The sequence below is a fragment of the Faecalibaculum rodentium genome (assembly GCF_001564455.1).
Lineage (GTDB): Bacteria > Bacillota_I > Bacilli_A > Erysipelotrichales > Erysipelotrichaceae > Faecalibaculum > Faecalibaculum rodentium.
Window position 1 is genome coordinate 2,052,458 of the sequence record NZ_CP011391.1, and the last position, 16,014, is coordinate 2,068,471.

15 protein-coding genes and 1 pseudogene are annotated in these 16,014 nt (G+C 42.4%); all 16 read right to left on the minus strand.

Annotated elements, in window-relative coordinates; genetic code table 11:
- Positions 1–18: 18 nt before the first annotated feature.
- Positions 19–1,185 carry a polysaccharide pyruvyl transferase family protein gene (locus aalo17_RS10025; RefSeq protein ID WP_067558951.1) on the minus strand — a complete coding sequence of 389 codons (1,167 nt, stop codon included), beginning with the start codon at positions 1,183–1,185 and terminating at the stop codon, positions 19–21.
- Positions 1,186–1,215: 30 nt separating this feature from the next.
- Positions 1,216–2,622, minus strand: a complete 1,407-nt coding sequence (locus aalo17_RS10030) for a lipopolysaccharide biosynthesis protein (protein WP_067558953.1) — start codon at positions 2,620–2,622, stop codon at positions 1,216–1,218.
- A 15-nt stretch (positions 2,623–2,637) separates the two neighbouring features.
- Entirely contained in the window at positions 2,638–3,909 is a 1,272-nt protein-coding gene (locus aalo17_RS10035) for an O-antigen ligase family protein (protein ID WP_082743369.1), read from the minus strand.
- Positions 3,893–5,071, minus strand: coding sequence for a glycosyltransferase WbsX family protein (locus aalo17_RS10040; RefSeq protein WP_067558959.1), 1,179 nt, complete (start codon positions 5,069–5,071; stop codon positions 3,893–3,895). The genes aalo17_RS10035 and aalo17_RS10040 overlap by 17 nt, the downstream gene beginning before the upstream one ends.
- A 39-nt stretch (positions 5,072–5,110) precedes the next feature.
- On the minus strand, positions 5,111–5,671 hold the full coding sequence (locus aalo17_RS10045) for an acyltransferase (protein ID WP_067558961.1): 561 nt from the start codon (positions 5,669–5,671) through the stop codon (positions 5,111–5,113).
- Positions 5,672–5,673: 2 nt separating this feature from the next.
- Entirely contained in the window at positions 5,674–6,105 is a 432-nt protein-coding gene (locus aalo17_RS10050) for an acyltransferase family protein (RefSeq protein ID WP_203225861.1), read from the minus strand.
- The gene (locus tag aalo17_RS10055; RefSeq protein WP_067558964.1) at positions 6,086–6,685 is read right to left on the minus strand and encodes an acyltransferase family protein; all 600 of its coding nucleotides are present in this window, start codon (positions 6,683–6,685) and stop codon (positions 6,086–6,088) included. The genes aalo17_RS10050 and aalo17_RS10055 overlap by 20 nt, the downstream gene beginning before the upstream one ends.
- Positions 6,685–7,866 (minus strand): radical SAM protein, encoded by a 1,182-nt coding sequence (locus aalo17_RS10060; protein WP_067558965.1) that lies wholly within the window; start codon positions 7,864–7,866, stop codon positions 6,685–6,687. Before aalo17_RS10060 ends, aalo17_RS10055 begins: the two co-directional genes overlap by 1 nt.
- Positions 7,859–8,500: an acyltransferase family protein gene (locus aalo17_RS10065; RefSeq protein ID WP_082743370.1), complete on the minus strand. Its 642-nt coding sequence runs from the start codon at positions 8,498–8,500 to the stop codon at positions 7,859–7,861. Before aalo17_RS10065 ends, aalo17_RS10060 begins: the two co-directional genes overlap by 8 nt.
- Positions 8,501–8,505: 5 nt before the next feature.
- On the minus strand, positions 8,506–9,507 hold the full coding sequence (locus tag aalo17_RS10070; protein ID WP_067554483.1) for a transposase: 1,002 nt from the start codon (positions 9,505–9,507) through the stop codon (positions 8,506–8,508).
- A complete protein-coding gene (locus tag aalo17_RS10075; RefSeq protein WP_067558971.1) occupies positions 9,467–10,036 on the minus strand; it encodes an acyltransferase family protein in 570 nt (189 codons plus the stop codon). Before aalo17_RS10075 ends, aalo17_RS10070 begins: the two co-directional genes overlap by 41 nt.
- A complete protein-coding gene (locus aalo17_RS10080; protein WP_067558974.1) occupies positions 10,033–11,001 on the minus strand; it encodes a glycosyltransferase family protein in 969 nt (322 codons plus the stop codon). Before aalo17_RS10080 ends, aalo17_RS10075 begins: the two co-directional genes overlap by 4 nt.
- A gap of 17 nt (positions 11,002–11,018) precedes the next feature.
- The gene (locus aalo17_RS10085) at positions 11,019–12,218 is read right to left on the minus strand and encodes a glycosyltransferase family 4 protein (protein WP_067558977.1); all 1,200 of its coding nucleotides are present in this window, start codon (positions 12,216–12,218) and stop codon (positions 11,019–11,021) included.
- A 368-nt stretch (positions 12,219–12,586) separates the two neighbouring features.
- The gene (locus tag aalo17_RS10090; RefSeq protein ID WP_067558979.1) at positions 12,587–13,714 is read right to left on the minus strand and encodes a glycosyltransferase family 4 protein; all 1,128 of its coding nucleotides are present in this window, start codon (positions 13,712–13,714) and stop codon (positions 12,587–12,589) included.
- Positions 13,715–13,967: 253 nt separating this feature from the next.
- Positions 13,968–14,351: a glycosyltransferase gene (locus aalo17_RS12460; RefSeq protein WP_203225819.1), complete on the minus strand. Its 384-nt coding sequence runs from the start codon at positions 14,349–14,351 to the stop codon at positions 13,968–13,970.
- A gap of 71 nt (positions 14,352–14,422) precedes the next feature.
- A pseudogene (locus aalo17_RS10100) lies at positions 14,423–15,795 on the minus strand (sugar transferase).
- Positions 15,796–16,014: the final 219 nt, after the last annotated feature.

Genomic DNA, 16,014 nt, shown 5'->3' on the forward strand with positions numbered 1-16,014 from the left:
CATATATTGTCAACTCGGTTATATATCAATTTTCCCTAAATGTGCCATATCCTTTTTCAACACGCCAAGCTTTTCTTTTGTTATCTTGCTCGCGTCTTTCGCTGCTACCGCAAGGGTTTTATACTCTCTTATATATGTTTGTGTCTGTTCTAATGCAACCTCGGTATCTAATTCCCTAGCCTCAATCGTGTAATTATAATGCAAATTGCCAAACATTGTTTTAAATTTTTTACTATATGCAAATGGAATTGTTGCTACTCCAGCAGAAAGTGCACCTATTGTAGCATGCATTCGTGCACCGATAAACACATCCATATTTGCTATATAACTTTTGGCCTCAATCGGATTTTCAAACGCTGGAGCACAAACGACTCGTTCATCATTCAAAAATTCTTTTTTTAATTCCGCACACGGTCTAACATCATTTTCAGCGGCATTATAATCGTTCTTTGCTATCACATGTGGAATTAAATGAATAACATAGGTATCATCCTCTAACAGATTTTTTATAAGACTACTTATATACGACCGATAGTCGACCTTCAAATGAAATTTATTATCCTTTGCATAGTCGCTGTCCCATAAAAGCGCCGAAATATTAATTCCTATATTAGTTTTTGTATCATCGATATGATACAGCACTCTATCGTATGGCAATGCAAATGCCATATCAGTTAACACTTTAACTTTTCCACCGCATTTAATATTCATTTCCGTCGCTGAAGCCGTATCTCTAGAGTATGCCGCATATGATTTATTTACTATATGTTCTGCCCACATTTTGAGAAATTGATTTTTATATGGACCATACGTTTGAGGTAGCAAAATTAGCGGCTTGCCGGATCGAATAGCGAGTTCTTTTAGCATGTCCGTTGTTACATTCCACAATTTTCCGTATATATCCGAAAATCCATCACCAAAAGTAACATCAAAAATCATGTCAAGAGTAGACATTTCTTTTTTTATTTTTTCCCAATCTAGTGGGTTTTTGATTTTAGGTCTCCGAATTCCAAATTCAATTTCCGGATACTGCTTTGGAAAAGTTCCCAGTCCACCGTACGAATAATTGATAATTTTCAATTCATTTCCGAAACATTCTATGAGCATATTAATGAATGAATATGTGAGTGCTTCACATCCTTTATTTGGGCTTTCAAAATCAAACCCTAATATTCCGATTTTCATTGAACTCTCTCCTCTATTTATGTCTGTTTGTTATTTTCCCTTCAAAACTGGAATATTCGGAAAATACGCTTTTAATCTCTTTCGTTCTTTGTAGAACCTTGATGCAATATACGCAGCCATCAAAAGCCATCGAATCACAAGCTGATTTTTGAACGCATAAAAAATAACAGTAACTATCAACAACTGGATTATTGGCTTCATAAATTGTCCCAATGGATATAGGTTCGGCTCCAATTTTCTTGCATATCGAGAATGAAGCACAAAGGAGATAAGATAAGAAGCCAATGTTGTATATGCAGCCGCAACATATCCATACTTTGGAATGAAGATAAAATTCAACACAATATTACTCGCAGCAGCTATAATCGTATTAATTGTTATATACGGTGTCTTTTTATAGTAGTGCTCAACATTAACATAAAGTGAATACACAAAAATTACATAATTAGCCAAAACAACCGGCGGAATAATTGATATTCCCTCCCAGTAACTCTCATTTGCCAATATTTTTACAACTTCAGGCGCAACTAGAATTAAGGCAACCATCGCGTAAGCCATTAAATTAATATAGTCTTTAGCAACCACATTAATCTCGTCTCTTGAATTCAACTTCAATTTATTAATAAACCACGGAACCCAAATTCCTTCCAACGTTGTGGTAATTACCGTTGCGATCATACTGAAATTGTAAATCAAACTATATATTCCAGTCTGTGCCGCACCAGCAAGAGACGTAATCATTATTCTATCCGATTGCGAAAGAACATTTAATGCAATACCATGAAGAATCAGCGGAGCCGATATCGCCATTGCATATTTAATGTATTCCTTATTAATTCGGAATTTTCCTTTTTTTAATGTAATGCAAACAGTGACCAAGCCAAAGAAAATTGTTACTACAGCTGTAGGAATAATGCTTCCCATGTACAAATCTGATTCTAAAACATACTTGATCATGTAGACCGAAAGGATAACCGAAATTAAATTTGGTAGTATCATCAAGGCCGTTCTTGCTTTATATTCATACTTCATCATTAGGTAATTTGAATAGTCTTCGATGGTAGCTGATGCATAGGCCTGTAACATACAGATAATCACCAAGATGATATTCGCATCAATATGAAGTAGCTTTATACCACCAGCAACTACCGCCGTAATGCCAAATGAGGTTAATGTCACGAACAGAATAATAGATGACATAAAATCATCAAGCTTATCTTTATAATCCACCGCGGCCATTCTAACGCTCATGTGGAGTGCAAAGCCGACAATCATACTTAAAATGCCAATCCACGAATTATATGTAGTTACAATTCCATAATCAGCTGTCGACAGAATTCTTGTAAAAACAGGAACAGTCAAGAAGGAAATTCCCTTATTGAAAATATTTCCTATGAAATAAAATGTTCCGGCTTTTTTATAACTGTTTTCACTCATTCACTTGGGTACTCCTTACGATTCCTCAACCTCTGCTTTGCTTCTTGCAATTCGATTATAAGCAATCAAAAGGGCTACAAAGACAGTGTAAATTCTCGCCATATCCGATTCTTGCACTCCAAATTCGACCACATAATAAACAAGCATCGTAAAAAACACACACATATTAAAAGATATTGTTTTTCCAGACTTCAATATATAATGATATCTATTTTTAAACGAATAAATCAATATCGAAAGATATGACAATATCAAGAGAACCAATCCCACCAAGCCATTATGCCAGAGAATATTTAGATACTGATTTTCAATTGAAGTCTTAGTCTGCCACTCGTAAACCTTATATGCGAATTCAGCTGTAGGGCCATGTCCCATGATCCATTTGTTGCCCATAGACAAGTAAACCCATGTCCATAAATCAAATCGATTACCTACTCCGACAGTGCTACCAGATGATGCAGTGTTTCCAGATAACACCTGGTTAATCGTTTCCAACAAATCATCAATTAATGGTATTCTAAAGTTAAATGAAGTCGAAGCAATCAATAAAACTAAAGCACAAATCAAAGCAACGAACATATAATTCGCAAATTTTTTCTTTGAACCACGATACCAAAAGAGTAACTGAATTACAATAAATGCAATTATAGATGTTCTTGAAACCGATAAAAAAACATTAAGAACTGAAATTACATAACAAATTTTCAGTTTTCTACTCTCTCCAAAAACACTATTTTTGTAATTTATTAAAGCTACGATAAAAACCTGATACAATCCATATGTAATTGGTTGTCCAAATGTAGTCATGATTCGGAGCAAGCCGTATCTAATTTCGTGAAAGAACTCTATATCGCCACTAGACAAAGGCTGAATAAAATTAAATTTCAGTAATGCCTCTGCAATGCCAAGTACTCCAAGGAGCGCTCCTCCTGCTATTAATGCATCAATCACTTTGAAGAAACGTTCTTCTGTATTAATAATCGAAATCACAATCCACGGCAAAAGAATAAATGACATCACATATGTTATTGTTTTTAGAATTCCCGCATCTGTGAAATAACTAGCAGCCATAACAATTAAAAATAGCCAATAAAAAGGAATATTATTCTTAATTCCAATTTTTGCAAGCTTTCCACACCACAATATATAAATAGCCAAAAAAATCGCAAGTAATCCATTAACCACATTTATTCCGCCAATAATATACATATACTGTGGCAAAATAGGATACAGAAACAATACCGCAACAGTTAATGAAAAGATATTTATTTCATTTTTTTTCATCATTTCTTGTTCCTACTCGATCAATGACTTTACACAGCACTTTAATTTTCCTTTTTCCATACTTCAAATCGGGTTCCATATAAGCACCTTCGCCCCATTCATTCCAGGAATTCAAGAACACAATCCTATGCTCTGGTGCCTTATCTTCAACACACTTAACTGCTTTTTTTGCCGCCTTTTCAAAAGTCTCCGGCGTGTTATTATAATAAATAATTGCTTTTTTGCCAGACCTTGGAGAACGATCCCAGCCTGCAAGAAGCTGCGGATAAACATCATCTCTTTTATCAGACGGAGAATAGAAATTATCTATAATCTTGCTGTAATCAAACTTGTCCAACAATGCTCCCGGAAATAGCTTTCTAACAGCAGCAAAGCACACTTTTCTTAATTTACCACCAGTCTTTAACTCTGCATACTTCTGGTCAGTAGTACCAACCGCATCAAAGCCCAACGCTTTAATTCCCGAAATATTCTCGTCAACAGCTTTATCAATATTTTTGATATTATCTTTTGTAATGGTCGGCATAGAATCAATTATTCCAACAAAATGGAATCCCGGCAGTCCATTTTCCTTCGCGAGTCGATTCCACAAATCCATAAATCGTTTCGGTTCCGGCATTGCTCTCGGTACAAGAATTGAGAACAGCAACTTACCATCAATCTTAATGTAGCGTTTATCTTTGAAAGCATCTAACAAGCGATAAAAATGTTTAATATCGTCTTCTTCTCCAGGAAACTCCTGCTTGAAAATCATTGTGTCTTTTGCAATAGAAGAGCCTTTTTCCCATGTTTTCGTTGTCCAATCATGGAGTGCCCAACCCAAGCAGAAAGGGAAATCAGGCTCTCCACTCTTTACAACTTCATCAAACGGCATTTGAAGAACTTCTTTTCCATTGCCAAACCAATAATGCCAGTAACAAAATCCCTCAATACCAGCTTCCTTTGCCAGTTCAGCCTGCGCTTTTCTCACTTGAGGTAATCTCAAATCATAAAATCCCAAATCTGCAGGAATTCTAGGCTGATAATGTCCTCTAAATAAAGGCTTTGCCTTAGCCACATTCGTCCACTCGGTGAATCCCTTTCCCCAGTATTTATCATTTTCAGCCACAGGGTGATACTGCGGCAGATACAATGCAATCACTCGTGCTTTTTTTGCGCTTTCCATTTTATTCTCCTTTAACAAGCCGCACACAAGCACGGCGTTTTATCTAATCGGCTCCCACAGTTTGGTCTCAAGATTATATCTCTTTAGTATTTTTGCTGGACTTCCAACTGCTACGCAATAGTCGGGCACATCTTTAGTAACTACTGAATTGGCTCCGATTACGCAATACTTACCAATCTTTACATTACCTACAATCACTGCATTAATACCAATGTAAGATCCTTTTCCAATGGATACTTTCTGACCTCTTTGTACAATTCCTTGGTCAATCACAGGAACATCTACATTGCGATACTCATGATCACAATCAGTTATGTACACATTTGGCGAAAAGAGTACTTTCTCTCCAATATCCAGAGAATTAGCAATAGATATCCGGCATCGCTCACCAATTTCGGAGCCCTTGCCAATTTTCACTGTACCCCCCCCAGACCAGATTTGGGTATAGGGGCGTATCGTTACGGAATCTTCCAAGGTAATATGGTGTTTTCCTTTTAGGCTGCAATACTTACCGATATAAACGCTCTGTCCAGCAGTTACACCAAAGATTTTTGCTCGCATCAATCCAAGGCACTCTTTGATTTTCCCTTTAAGTCCCATCCTTACGATACCTTTCTAATAAATTTATTCGGATACAAGAAGAACTCCAACCACTCTGTCTTTTTCATGATACAAGCAGCCATAATCGGACCTACAAAGCTAATTCCAAGTCCCAGCACTACATGAATCACAGTGTTTTCGATGCCGATCTTCATCAGGATAGATCTCATCGGTGCCGCAAACAAAGTGTGCATCAGGAAAATCGGCATTGTGTATTTTGCAAGAAAGTCCATTCCTCTACCGAACTTTTCCTCAAAACCCGCCGCCATCAAGATAACAGCTACACAAGCTAATAGCCCCATTGCGAAAGAGATCACACTACTGCCGATTTCCACCGTGTATACTACAATACTCAGAATTATAAACAGCATTCCGAATATTGTTCCTTTTACTTTTCTCCCCTTCAGCTGCACATTAAACGCACAAATACTCATACCGAGCACAAACCAGATTTCGTTTGAGAGAACCGTCGATACAGCGTAAACGCTGTACCCCCCCCCCAGTTAAAATCAGGACTTTTGCTGCCAATGCAACAATCAGCCCTACCGCAGCTGCTTTCACACTGCTAAAAGTCGGTGTAACAAGAAAGATAAAGAATAGTGCATACAAATACCAGTACGGTGTTGTTGGGCGAAAAAATAATGTATCATCCAGACCTCCAATCTGGTTATTAACACGGCTTGGGAATACCTTTTTCAGCACCCATGTAGCAGTCGTAAAGGTTGCATAAGGAACACCAAGTGCTAACGCTTTTTTTGTCACATTCTTGCACCAGCTACCAACACTGTTTACCTTGCCGTATTTCTGATACAAGTATCCGCTACAAATAAAGAACAGCGGTACGTGGAAGTAATAGATTGTCGTATTAAACCATCCATACAGATTATTTTCCGGCAGAATATTCGCCTTCGTCATGCTCTGGAAGAAATGGCCCAGTACAACCAATATGCAGGCAATGACTTTTACATCATCGACCCATTTTTCTCTTGTTCTTACCGCTGTCTTTTCACTCATTACTTCGTCTCCATCTGCTGTGCGATATCAGTATCCACGATTTCCTCGCCAGTCTTGTGCTTCAGCTGCTCCTTAGATGCTTCACTCAGACCGTTATTGATCACACAGTTCATATCGCAGGTGCTGCACTTATCCAGATCCTCCTTGGTGACCTTGCCATCACGGTAATCACGGCAGATTTTCAACTCGTACATGCTGTACGGATGCTTGGTAAAGAGAGCCTTGAACTTGTGAACCAGAACCCAGGTAGCGGGCTTCCAGATGTACTTGTGCATAGCCGGAGAAACAGAACCAATCATCCAGCAGTCACGGTCGCAGCAACGAACCTTTGCACGAACCTTCTCGGCCTCCGGGCTGTTCCACAGCTCATCCCAAGTCTGGTTATTCAGGTTGCCCATGACTTCTTTATCCTTGGTACCATTGCAAGGCATAACATCACCATACGGGTCGATGAAGAAGGTATCGAAGCTCATGTCGCAAGGCAGCAGACGCTTCTGGCCGTAGATGTAGTTGATCAGGCCGTGGTTGAAGTAAGCACGGAACCACTTTTTCGGGCTGTTGCTGCGGAGCAGTTCATTGACCAGGTTCTCGAAGTTCTTTGCAACCATCGGACGGTCATGGATGATGTTCTTTGCCTCAACAAAGTAGAAACTGTTGTGCAGAGAAGCGGTAGCGAACTCCATACCCATCTCATCGGAGATCTTGTACAGCGGAACCAGGTCAGGAGCGTTCTTGTCCTGAACGGTCATACCGAAGCCAACGTCCTTCATGCCCATCTCACGCAGTTTCTTCAGCGTGCCATAACCACGCTGGTAGCCGTTCTGTAAACCACGGATCTCGTTGTTGGTCTGCTCCAGACCCTCGATAGAGATACGGATACCGATCTGCGGGAACTCTTTGCACAGGTCAACGATACGGTCAGTAAAGAAGCCATTGGTCGAAATAACAATACGGTCAGACTTCTTGTACAGCTCACGCACGATATCTTTCAGGTCCGTGCGGATAAACGGCTCACCGCCGGTGATATTTGTAAAGTACATCTTCGGCAGCTTCTTGATGGTTTCAATGCTGATCTCCTCTTCCGGCTTGGAAGGTGCTTTATAGCGGTTGCACATGGAGCAACGGGCGTTGCAGCGATAAGTGACGATGACAGTACCATTTAACTTCTTTTCTTCAAACATGATTAACTCTCCTATTGTTTACTTTATCTTTTAAGAATGTTTCGATTTTATTTAAGAACCACTTTGCACATACCGAGAACACAATCGAGCCGCAAACGACTACAACAGCCGTGAAAAGATATGCCAGCAGACCGTTTCCAAACAGATGTACAAGGTGTAGCTTCTCAAGCACACGATAAATTACCATGTGGCACAGGTAAATCTCGAAGCAGATACCACCGAGGAACTTGGCGACTGGATTGACCAGTACCCCCCCCTTGCATCCGAGGGTATAAATCAGTGCTGCCACACAGAAGAACAGCACCGTGAGCGTATTGCCGCCTAATGCAAAATAAGCAACTGCGGCAATCAACAAAGTCGCTCCGGCGATAACTTTGCATTTTGCTGCAAACTCAGCCAACTCTTTCCGATATAGAAAAATCAAGCCTCCAGCGATAAAATATACTGCACAGTACAGAATGTTTGTCCTTGCACTGAAATTTACGGCTGCTCCATCTGCAATGTGGCTTTCATCAAAGAAATATGTACTGCATACGAAGTTGTAGATTACGGCGCAGATAAATGCCAACCATGCACGTTTCTTGTTTTCCAGCAGAAAGCAGAAAAAAGGAACTTGATAGGCTACGAAGCTCAGTAAAGCTAAGCTGCAACCAGTTGTTTCTGGACGTCTTTAAAGTAGTCGATCATACCCTGCCGGGTCTGGTGAGCACCGCTGATTAGAGTTCTTCCCAGTGATGCAAAGATACTCTTTTTCTTCCATTTCCGGCGACTCAGTTTCCACTCGAAGTCTGCTAATTCGTTCTCCAGAAACTGCAGTGCGATCCCGTGTGCAGTCCCCTGTACCTTGCTTCTGAAGTTGGAAATGATGTGATCCAGAGAGGACAGATGATCTGTATCCACTTCGAACTTTTGGGCATCCACCAGTTTGCCGGCTATATCCAGAGCCAGGTTGGCCGAACTCCGGTCACAATGCACTACACAGTCACTGGGGACTTCTTCTTCCAGAAACTTCTTCAGTTCTGCCTTATTCTCGCTGTGAACGATTCTGAATTTGACAGCATCTGTGGCTTCGAATACTTCCTCATCACCATCCATGTCGTCCCAGACATAGTGTTTGATCACAGCTGCAGCCACATTGACTTTACCTTCTGCTCCCCATCCACGCTTTCCATGCTTCTTTCCGCCATAGGAAAAGACATCCAGTTCGATCGCATCGCAATCAACGGCTATGTGAGTTTCGTTGTCCTGCTTCTGAGCCTGTTTGATCTTGCGAAGCATGAGTTTTGTGGTGTGGTAGCTGACACCTGTCAGATCACTGATGTATTTGGCAGAAGTTCCCGTCTTGGAGATAACATAGGCGAACATCACGAGGATCCAGGAAAACAGAGGAGCCTTGGTGCTTTCCAGCGCTGTCCCGGCAGTGACAGATTCCTGATGACCACAGTGAGCGCACTGATAGACAGTTCTGAGAGAGCCGTTTTTTCGTACAACAGTCGTGTAGTGGGTATGACCGCACTTTGAGCACACAAAACCATCCTTCCACTTCAGATCAAAGAAGAAGCGTTCTGCGTCATGGGGGTCTGAATACTGGGCATGGATATCAGCAAAAGTCAGGTCTTTGAACAGCGATTTCTTGAACATAGGGTGCCTCTCTTCCTGATTCAAGTATCGCATTATTACTGGCGCTATTTATGCGTGATAAGCTATTAACTGAGCTTGGTAGTCTATCAAGAAAAGGAAACAGCAGATAAAACACAAAAATCACTGCCAAAGTCCAACTCACACCGATAACCGATATGTTCATATTCGGCAAAAATCCCTGGCAGAGTGTCAGGTTTGCAAAGACCTCATACAACGCACTTTTACTAGGTGACATTACGAAGTCCAGCACACAAAGCAACGCGAAATATGGCCAGATCTTGCTGTACCTTTTGTTGTAGAACTCTCCCACACCAATTTTCTGATCCTTGAATTTCTGGTAGTAGCCGCAGCACATGCCAAAGCTGCTGACCATCATAAAAAGGAAAACGAGGTTTGTGAAAGATGGTATCAGCCTCTCAAACACAAATCCTCCTATCCCATATTCTCCATTTGCGAGGACGTGCATCAGTGCAATGCCAATGATGGCATACGCCTTCAATCCATCTATTCCCTCATATCTCTCTTTCATCCCACAAGCATCCCCCACAGTGTCTTCGCATATTTTTCCTCTGAACACTCACTTTCAAGGAAGTTCTTAAACTTCTCCGCAATAGCATTAGCTTCTTCTCTATGCTGCAAGAAGTACTGGATTGTATTTTTCCAGTCTTCTACATCCTTACCACATAAAGCACCTCTGCCATCGGCGGAATACTCCTGTGTAGTTACCGTATCCGACGTGATTGCCATCTTCCCATTGGCGGCTGCCTGGTAAAAAGCAATCAATCCGGCCGGTGCCTCCGTATCCAACGGCGTAACTACCAGCTGTGACTGACACATGAACTCAAGGAATTCCTGTTCAGGAATATCCGACTTCACCACCATATTTTTGCCGAAGTTCTCTTTGTACTCTTCAAACTTATCCTTCGGCATAACACAGTTGAATGTAACTTCCGGCATCGTCTGTGCAATTCTAATCAGAAACTCCCAGTCGCGACCGTTCCGTCCGCCGCAGAATACACTATTCGGCACTACTTCGCCTTCATATTCGATGCTGTAACCACCATGATAGGTGTCGTGCAGCAGTGTGTATCTCTTATGGATTCCGAGCATTTCGTTCAAGTGTTCACCGTACTTCTTAGAGGTCACAGTCGCTTGAACCTTTTTTGATATCAGAACCGGCTTGTATAAGAGCTTCGCCAACTTGTTCTTAGTAGTTGCTTTATCTTTAAGCAAAATATTCAGTGCAATGATTTTTCTATTTTTGAACTGCACTTTACACAGCCACCAGCACAAAACTGCCATGAAGTCATACCAGCAGATGATAGTGTCGCCATCGGCTGACTTCTTGATTATATCCTTGCAGGCTGCCAGCATTTCTTTAGTGGAACTACATTTCTGATGAGGATAAACCTGCCGAATCTTGGCTGTTTCATAGCTGTTCAGAAATGTCATATTCTGTTTATCTGCCGGGTTATCAAACAGCATATAAACCATCGGCCTGTCCCCCTCCCTTACTGATACACCTTCATAATTTTCTCGTAATACTCATCAATGGTATCGAAGCTGATGTCCTTACAGTTCTTGCTATACTGCTCACACAGCTTCTTATCACTCCAGAGCTTCTCGATCTTCTTCTTCAGATCTTCGGCATTACCGCTCTCAAACAGCTCGCCGGTCTTGCCAACCTGAATCAGTTCCGGGATGCCACCGATGTTCGCTCCCAGCACCGGTGTGCCATACATCTGGGATTCCATTACGGAGAACGGGCAGTTCTCATACCACTCAGACGGATAGATGGAGAACCGTGCCTCACGGATGAGCTTTTCCAGTGCCTCACCTTTCTGGAAACCAACGTTCTTGATATTCTTAATACCATTTACCGTCTCTTCCAAAGGACCAGTGCCGGCGAAGATGAACTGTACATCCGGCAGCTCCTTACAGACCTTGATGAGTGTGCCGATGCCCTTTTCTTCAGAGAAGCGGCCAAAGTAGAGGACGTAATCCTTCTTTTCCGTTTCTTTCCACTCCACCTTGTCGATAAAGTTGTGCATTGCCACGGTCTTTGTTGCAAACAGCGGGTTGCTGTCCATCTTGCTCTTCATGAACTCCGAGCAGCAGATCATTGTGTCAATGTACTTATAGGTACCCTTCCACTTCCAGAACTCAGCCTCCATCATGCCGATGGCTGACTTTGCCGTGGAGCCGTGGATGCACTTGCCTTTCATGCAGTTCACGAAATGGCCGCCGAGGCACTTCTCACAGTTCTGATGGGTGTTCGGATTGTTCAGCATGTGGTTCGGACAAACCAGTTGGTAGTCATGTGCCGTGAAGATGATCTTACAATCTCTTCCGGTCTCCTTGCGCCACTTCACGATTTCCAGAATGATGGAAGGTGTCAACTGGTAATTGAAGTTGTTCGAGTGACAGACATCCGGCTTGAAGTCGTCCAGAACTTTTCTCAGCTGCACCCGTGCTTCCTTGCTGTAGATGGTCTTGATCGGGTAGGTCAGCTGGCTCAGTTTGCTGCCACCGTGGAAGTCCATGTCACTTGTGTAAGCATTGACCCGGTTGCCCACGCAACGGCCTTCATGCTCCATACCGAAGTACTGAACCTCGTGTCCGTGCTGCTCCAGCGCCTCACCCAATTTGAATATATACGTCTCACTTCCGCCGTTTCGGTGCAGGAATTTATTCAAAATCAGCGTCCTCACGTTAAATTTCTCCTTGTTCTATGCTTTATTTCACTACCTCTGTTCAGATGAAGCACTTCCAATGTGTTGTTCATAAACCAGTGTGCTCCATACAAACGCAGGTAGTGATACTGAAAGTTCTTATGATAATTTCATCTGCTGTTGCTGAACCTAGGTAGCGAGATTAAAACTGCTCTTGCAGCTCCCAGCCCATCTCGAAAAGTGCCGTAAATACGCTGTTTTTCAAGTGTTTTCACTATGTACATCTCACTACCTGCGTTCGGTTAGAGGAGATTATTCAAAATCAGCGTCTTCACGTTATTTTTCTCCTTATTCTATATTTCATTTCACAACATTTGTTGGAATAGCCGAGACACCAGTTTTCTGCCTCATTTTCTATATAACTTCATCGTTTCCTGTACAACTTCGTCCCAATTGTATTTCTTGCAGATAAAGTCAGCTGCCTGCTTCTTCATTTTCATAACCATTTCCGGATGGTCACAAGCATCTTGCAGTTTTTCTTGCAAGTCCTTTACATCCGACTTTTTGAAAATCAGCGCCTTATCTTCCACAACCTCTGTACACTCTGGAATATCGGAAACCAGACAGCAATTGCCGTAGCTCATCGCTTCCAACAGACTCAGGGGCATCCCTTCCAGATCAGACGGCAGCGTATAGGTATAAGCATTACTGTACAACTCATCCAGCATTGCTCCCTGTACAAACCCGGTAAAGAGAATCAGATCATCGCCCTTCGCTAGTTCTTTCAATTCCTCCATAAAGGAATCCGTATCACTGGAGCCGCCTGCAATGACCAGCTTTTTATCCGTCTTAACGTTCTTGAATGCCCCAACCAGATATCGAATGCCTTTTTCCGGCACCAGACGACCGAGGAACAGGATGTAGGAGTCTTTTTCCAGTCGAAAATGCTCCTTGATTAGCTTCGCTTCCCGAATCTGCGGTCTATTTACACCATTGGGAATGAAGTGAGTTTCTCTACCATAGGTTTCCTTGAAATAGTCCTGCACGCCTTTGCTCAGAACAATGACCTCGTCCGCATATTTCGCAGCATTTTTTTCGCCTTGGTGGATAAACTTAGAGCCAAGTCCTGATTGCCATTTCTCGCGCTGCCAGTCAATGCCATGAACGGTAACTACAACTCTTTTCCCAAACATCTTTGGCAGCCATGTAAAGAAGGCCGGTCCTTCGGCGTGGATATGCACTACATCGTATTTTCCAAACGCACTGTAAAGAGCCGCGAAAAATGAAGAGCTGACTGCAGCAAGTCCACGCCGCTCAATGGTCGGAACAGACTTCTGACGGATTCCCTCGTACTCCGTTTTACCAGCATCGTCATATTCTGCACCACTCACATGATGGCCTGCTCTGTTGTAGCAAGTCACGTCACAGCCATTCTGTGCCATTCGGGTGCAGAGTTCTTTGACAACGATCTCTACTCCGCCCTCTCTTGATAATCGCTTCTGTCCGAACATCGCAATCGCAAGTTTCTTACTCATAATTCTTTCCCACACACAATCCCACTCAATTTCTTCATCTATATTTCAGCCAACACAAAGAGCAGACAGGCTTGTTCACCTGTCCGCTGGCTGTCACCCCACCCTCATGGTCGAGATTTCTTCCTGTGCAGCATTTCTGCCACACAGAAAGATTAATCGTTCATTCTTCGGGTAAGAAAATATGAACTTCGGGGCGCGGAGCCTTTCATTCTCTGCCGTACCCTTGTCCCTATTATGACAGCCGCGTATTATTTCACACTCCCCATGGATAGTAACAATCACTTTCTTGCCAAGGAACTTTGGTATCCAAGAAAAAAAACGCAGGTCCTTCAGCGTGGATGTGCACGAGATCAAATTTCCCAAGCCCACTGTAGAGTGCAGAAAAAAAGGACGAACTTACAGCCGCAAGTCCTTTCCTATGAATTGTCGGAACCGCTTTTTGGCTAATCCCATCATATTCAACCAATTCTTCATCATACTCTGCCCCGCTAACATGATGGCCGCTTCTATTAAAACAAGTCACTTCATGTCCTTCTCTTACCATTCGAGTACAGAGTTCCTTTACTACAATTTCTACTCCACCTTCTCTGGATAGACGTTTCTGGCCGAACATAGCAATCCTTAATTTTTCACTCATCTTTAATCCCCATAACCATTTCGTTTAGCTTTTTTAAAGGAACACATCTCTATCACCCCATAGATACGGGTCTAACAAGCTTGAGTCTTTTCTCCTCGACTAAGAATCGTTTTCACCGTTCGCAAAAGCAAAGTGATATCCAACCACAGACTGTAGTTTCTGAAATAGAAGCTATCCAAATCCAGTCTTTCCTCAAAAGTCACATCACTTCGGCCATGGGTCTGCCACATTCCGGTAATCCCTGGCTTTGTCCCAATAACATCCTCATAAATCTCACCCATATCTTCCTTTTCTCCTGGAAGATAGGGCGCGGCCCCACCAGACTCATATCTCCTTTGAATACGTTGATAAACTGCGGAAACTCATCCAGACTTTTCTCACGAAGGAACTTTCCTGCTTTCGTGATTCTGGGATCATTCCGCAGTTTTTTATTGATTTTGTACTCTCTCCGAATGTCCTCATCGGTTTCCATCAGCTCCTGCAGAATCTTCTCGGCATTGGGTACCATCGTCCGGTACTTGTACATCCGGAACAGTTTTCCGTCTTTGCCGATTCGCTCCTGAACAAAAAAGATTGGATCCGTATCACCGTTCTTTCTATTGGAAACAGACACATAGACAGTCAATGGAATCAACACCAGCAGTCCTGGTATGGATCCAAGAATATCCATAGCCCGTTTCAGTCCCCGTTCGATGGAACCAATCTTTCCTGTAGATGTGGATATCATCAGCAAGCCATCAAAGTCGTTGATTTTTGAGGCAAAGTTGATTTGTCCGTCCACCCTGGGCAGGAACTGAATGTTGTCCACTAGATTTGCAATTCGTCCATAGAGCCGGTTCATGTCTGTTCTTCCCATTTCCGGAATGGCAATCAGCACCACGTCAATCTGCTGTTCAGCGATGATTCGCTCAATATCCTTCACTTTCCACACAGGAAGTTTCTGAGATGTGATCTTCTGGTAGTTGTGGAGGAAAAAAGGATCGTCGTTGCAGTTGATAAAGCCTTTTACATCCATCAGGGAAAACCGGTTGGTCTTGCAGACGTTGTAAAGCTGCGTAGCGGTAGGACCAGCGCCAACAATCAGAACGTTGTGTTTCACCTTGTTCCAGAACCAGATATGCGCCCACCTGTTTATATATAAGGAAGCAAGCAGGTCGATTCCGATAAACAGGCATACCCATCCGAACTGATCCCAGGGAAATCCTCTGCTGTAGTTCAGAACCAGGAGAGATGTAATCAGCATTCCACCGAAGCTCTTGAGAAGCAGATACATTTCATTGGTGTAGAGCAAAGCCTGTCCTTCATAGCGTCCTGACCAGAGCTGCATGATGAGCCAGAGAATATAGAGCTTGATCTTGAGTCCAACTCCCAGTGGTAAGAACACCAACAGGAGAAGCGTGATCCCGGACTCAATGAAAACCTTGATTGTGCCTAGTTTTGTCATTCACCCTCCTGTTCCAACAGGCTGAAAGTTGCGAAACGTTTATCAATGGTTAAGGATGCAACTACTAACAACCCACAAATCCATCTGACGCGAAAGAAGTTATTTTATTCAGAAAAATTAAATACTTTTTCGGCGCAATGACCGTAAACCTTTCGGAATTCATTCCGAATGAATTCCTGTAAACTTACATAATATTTCTCAAAAATTATACTACATAAG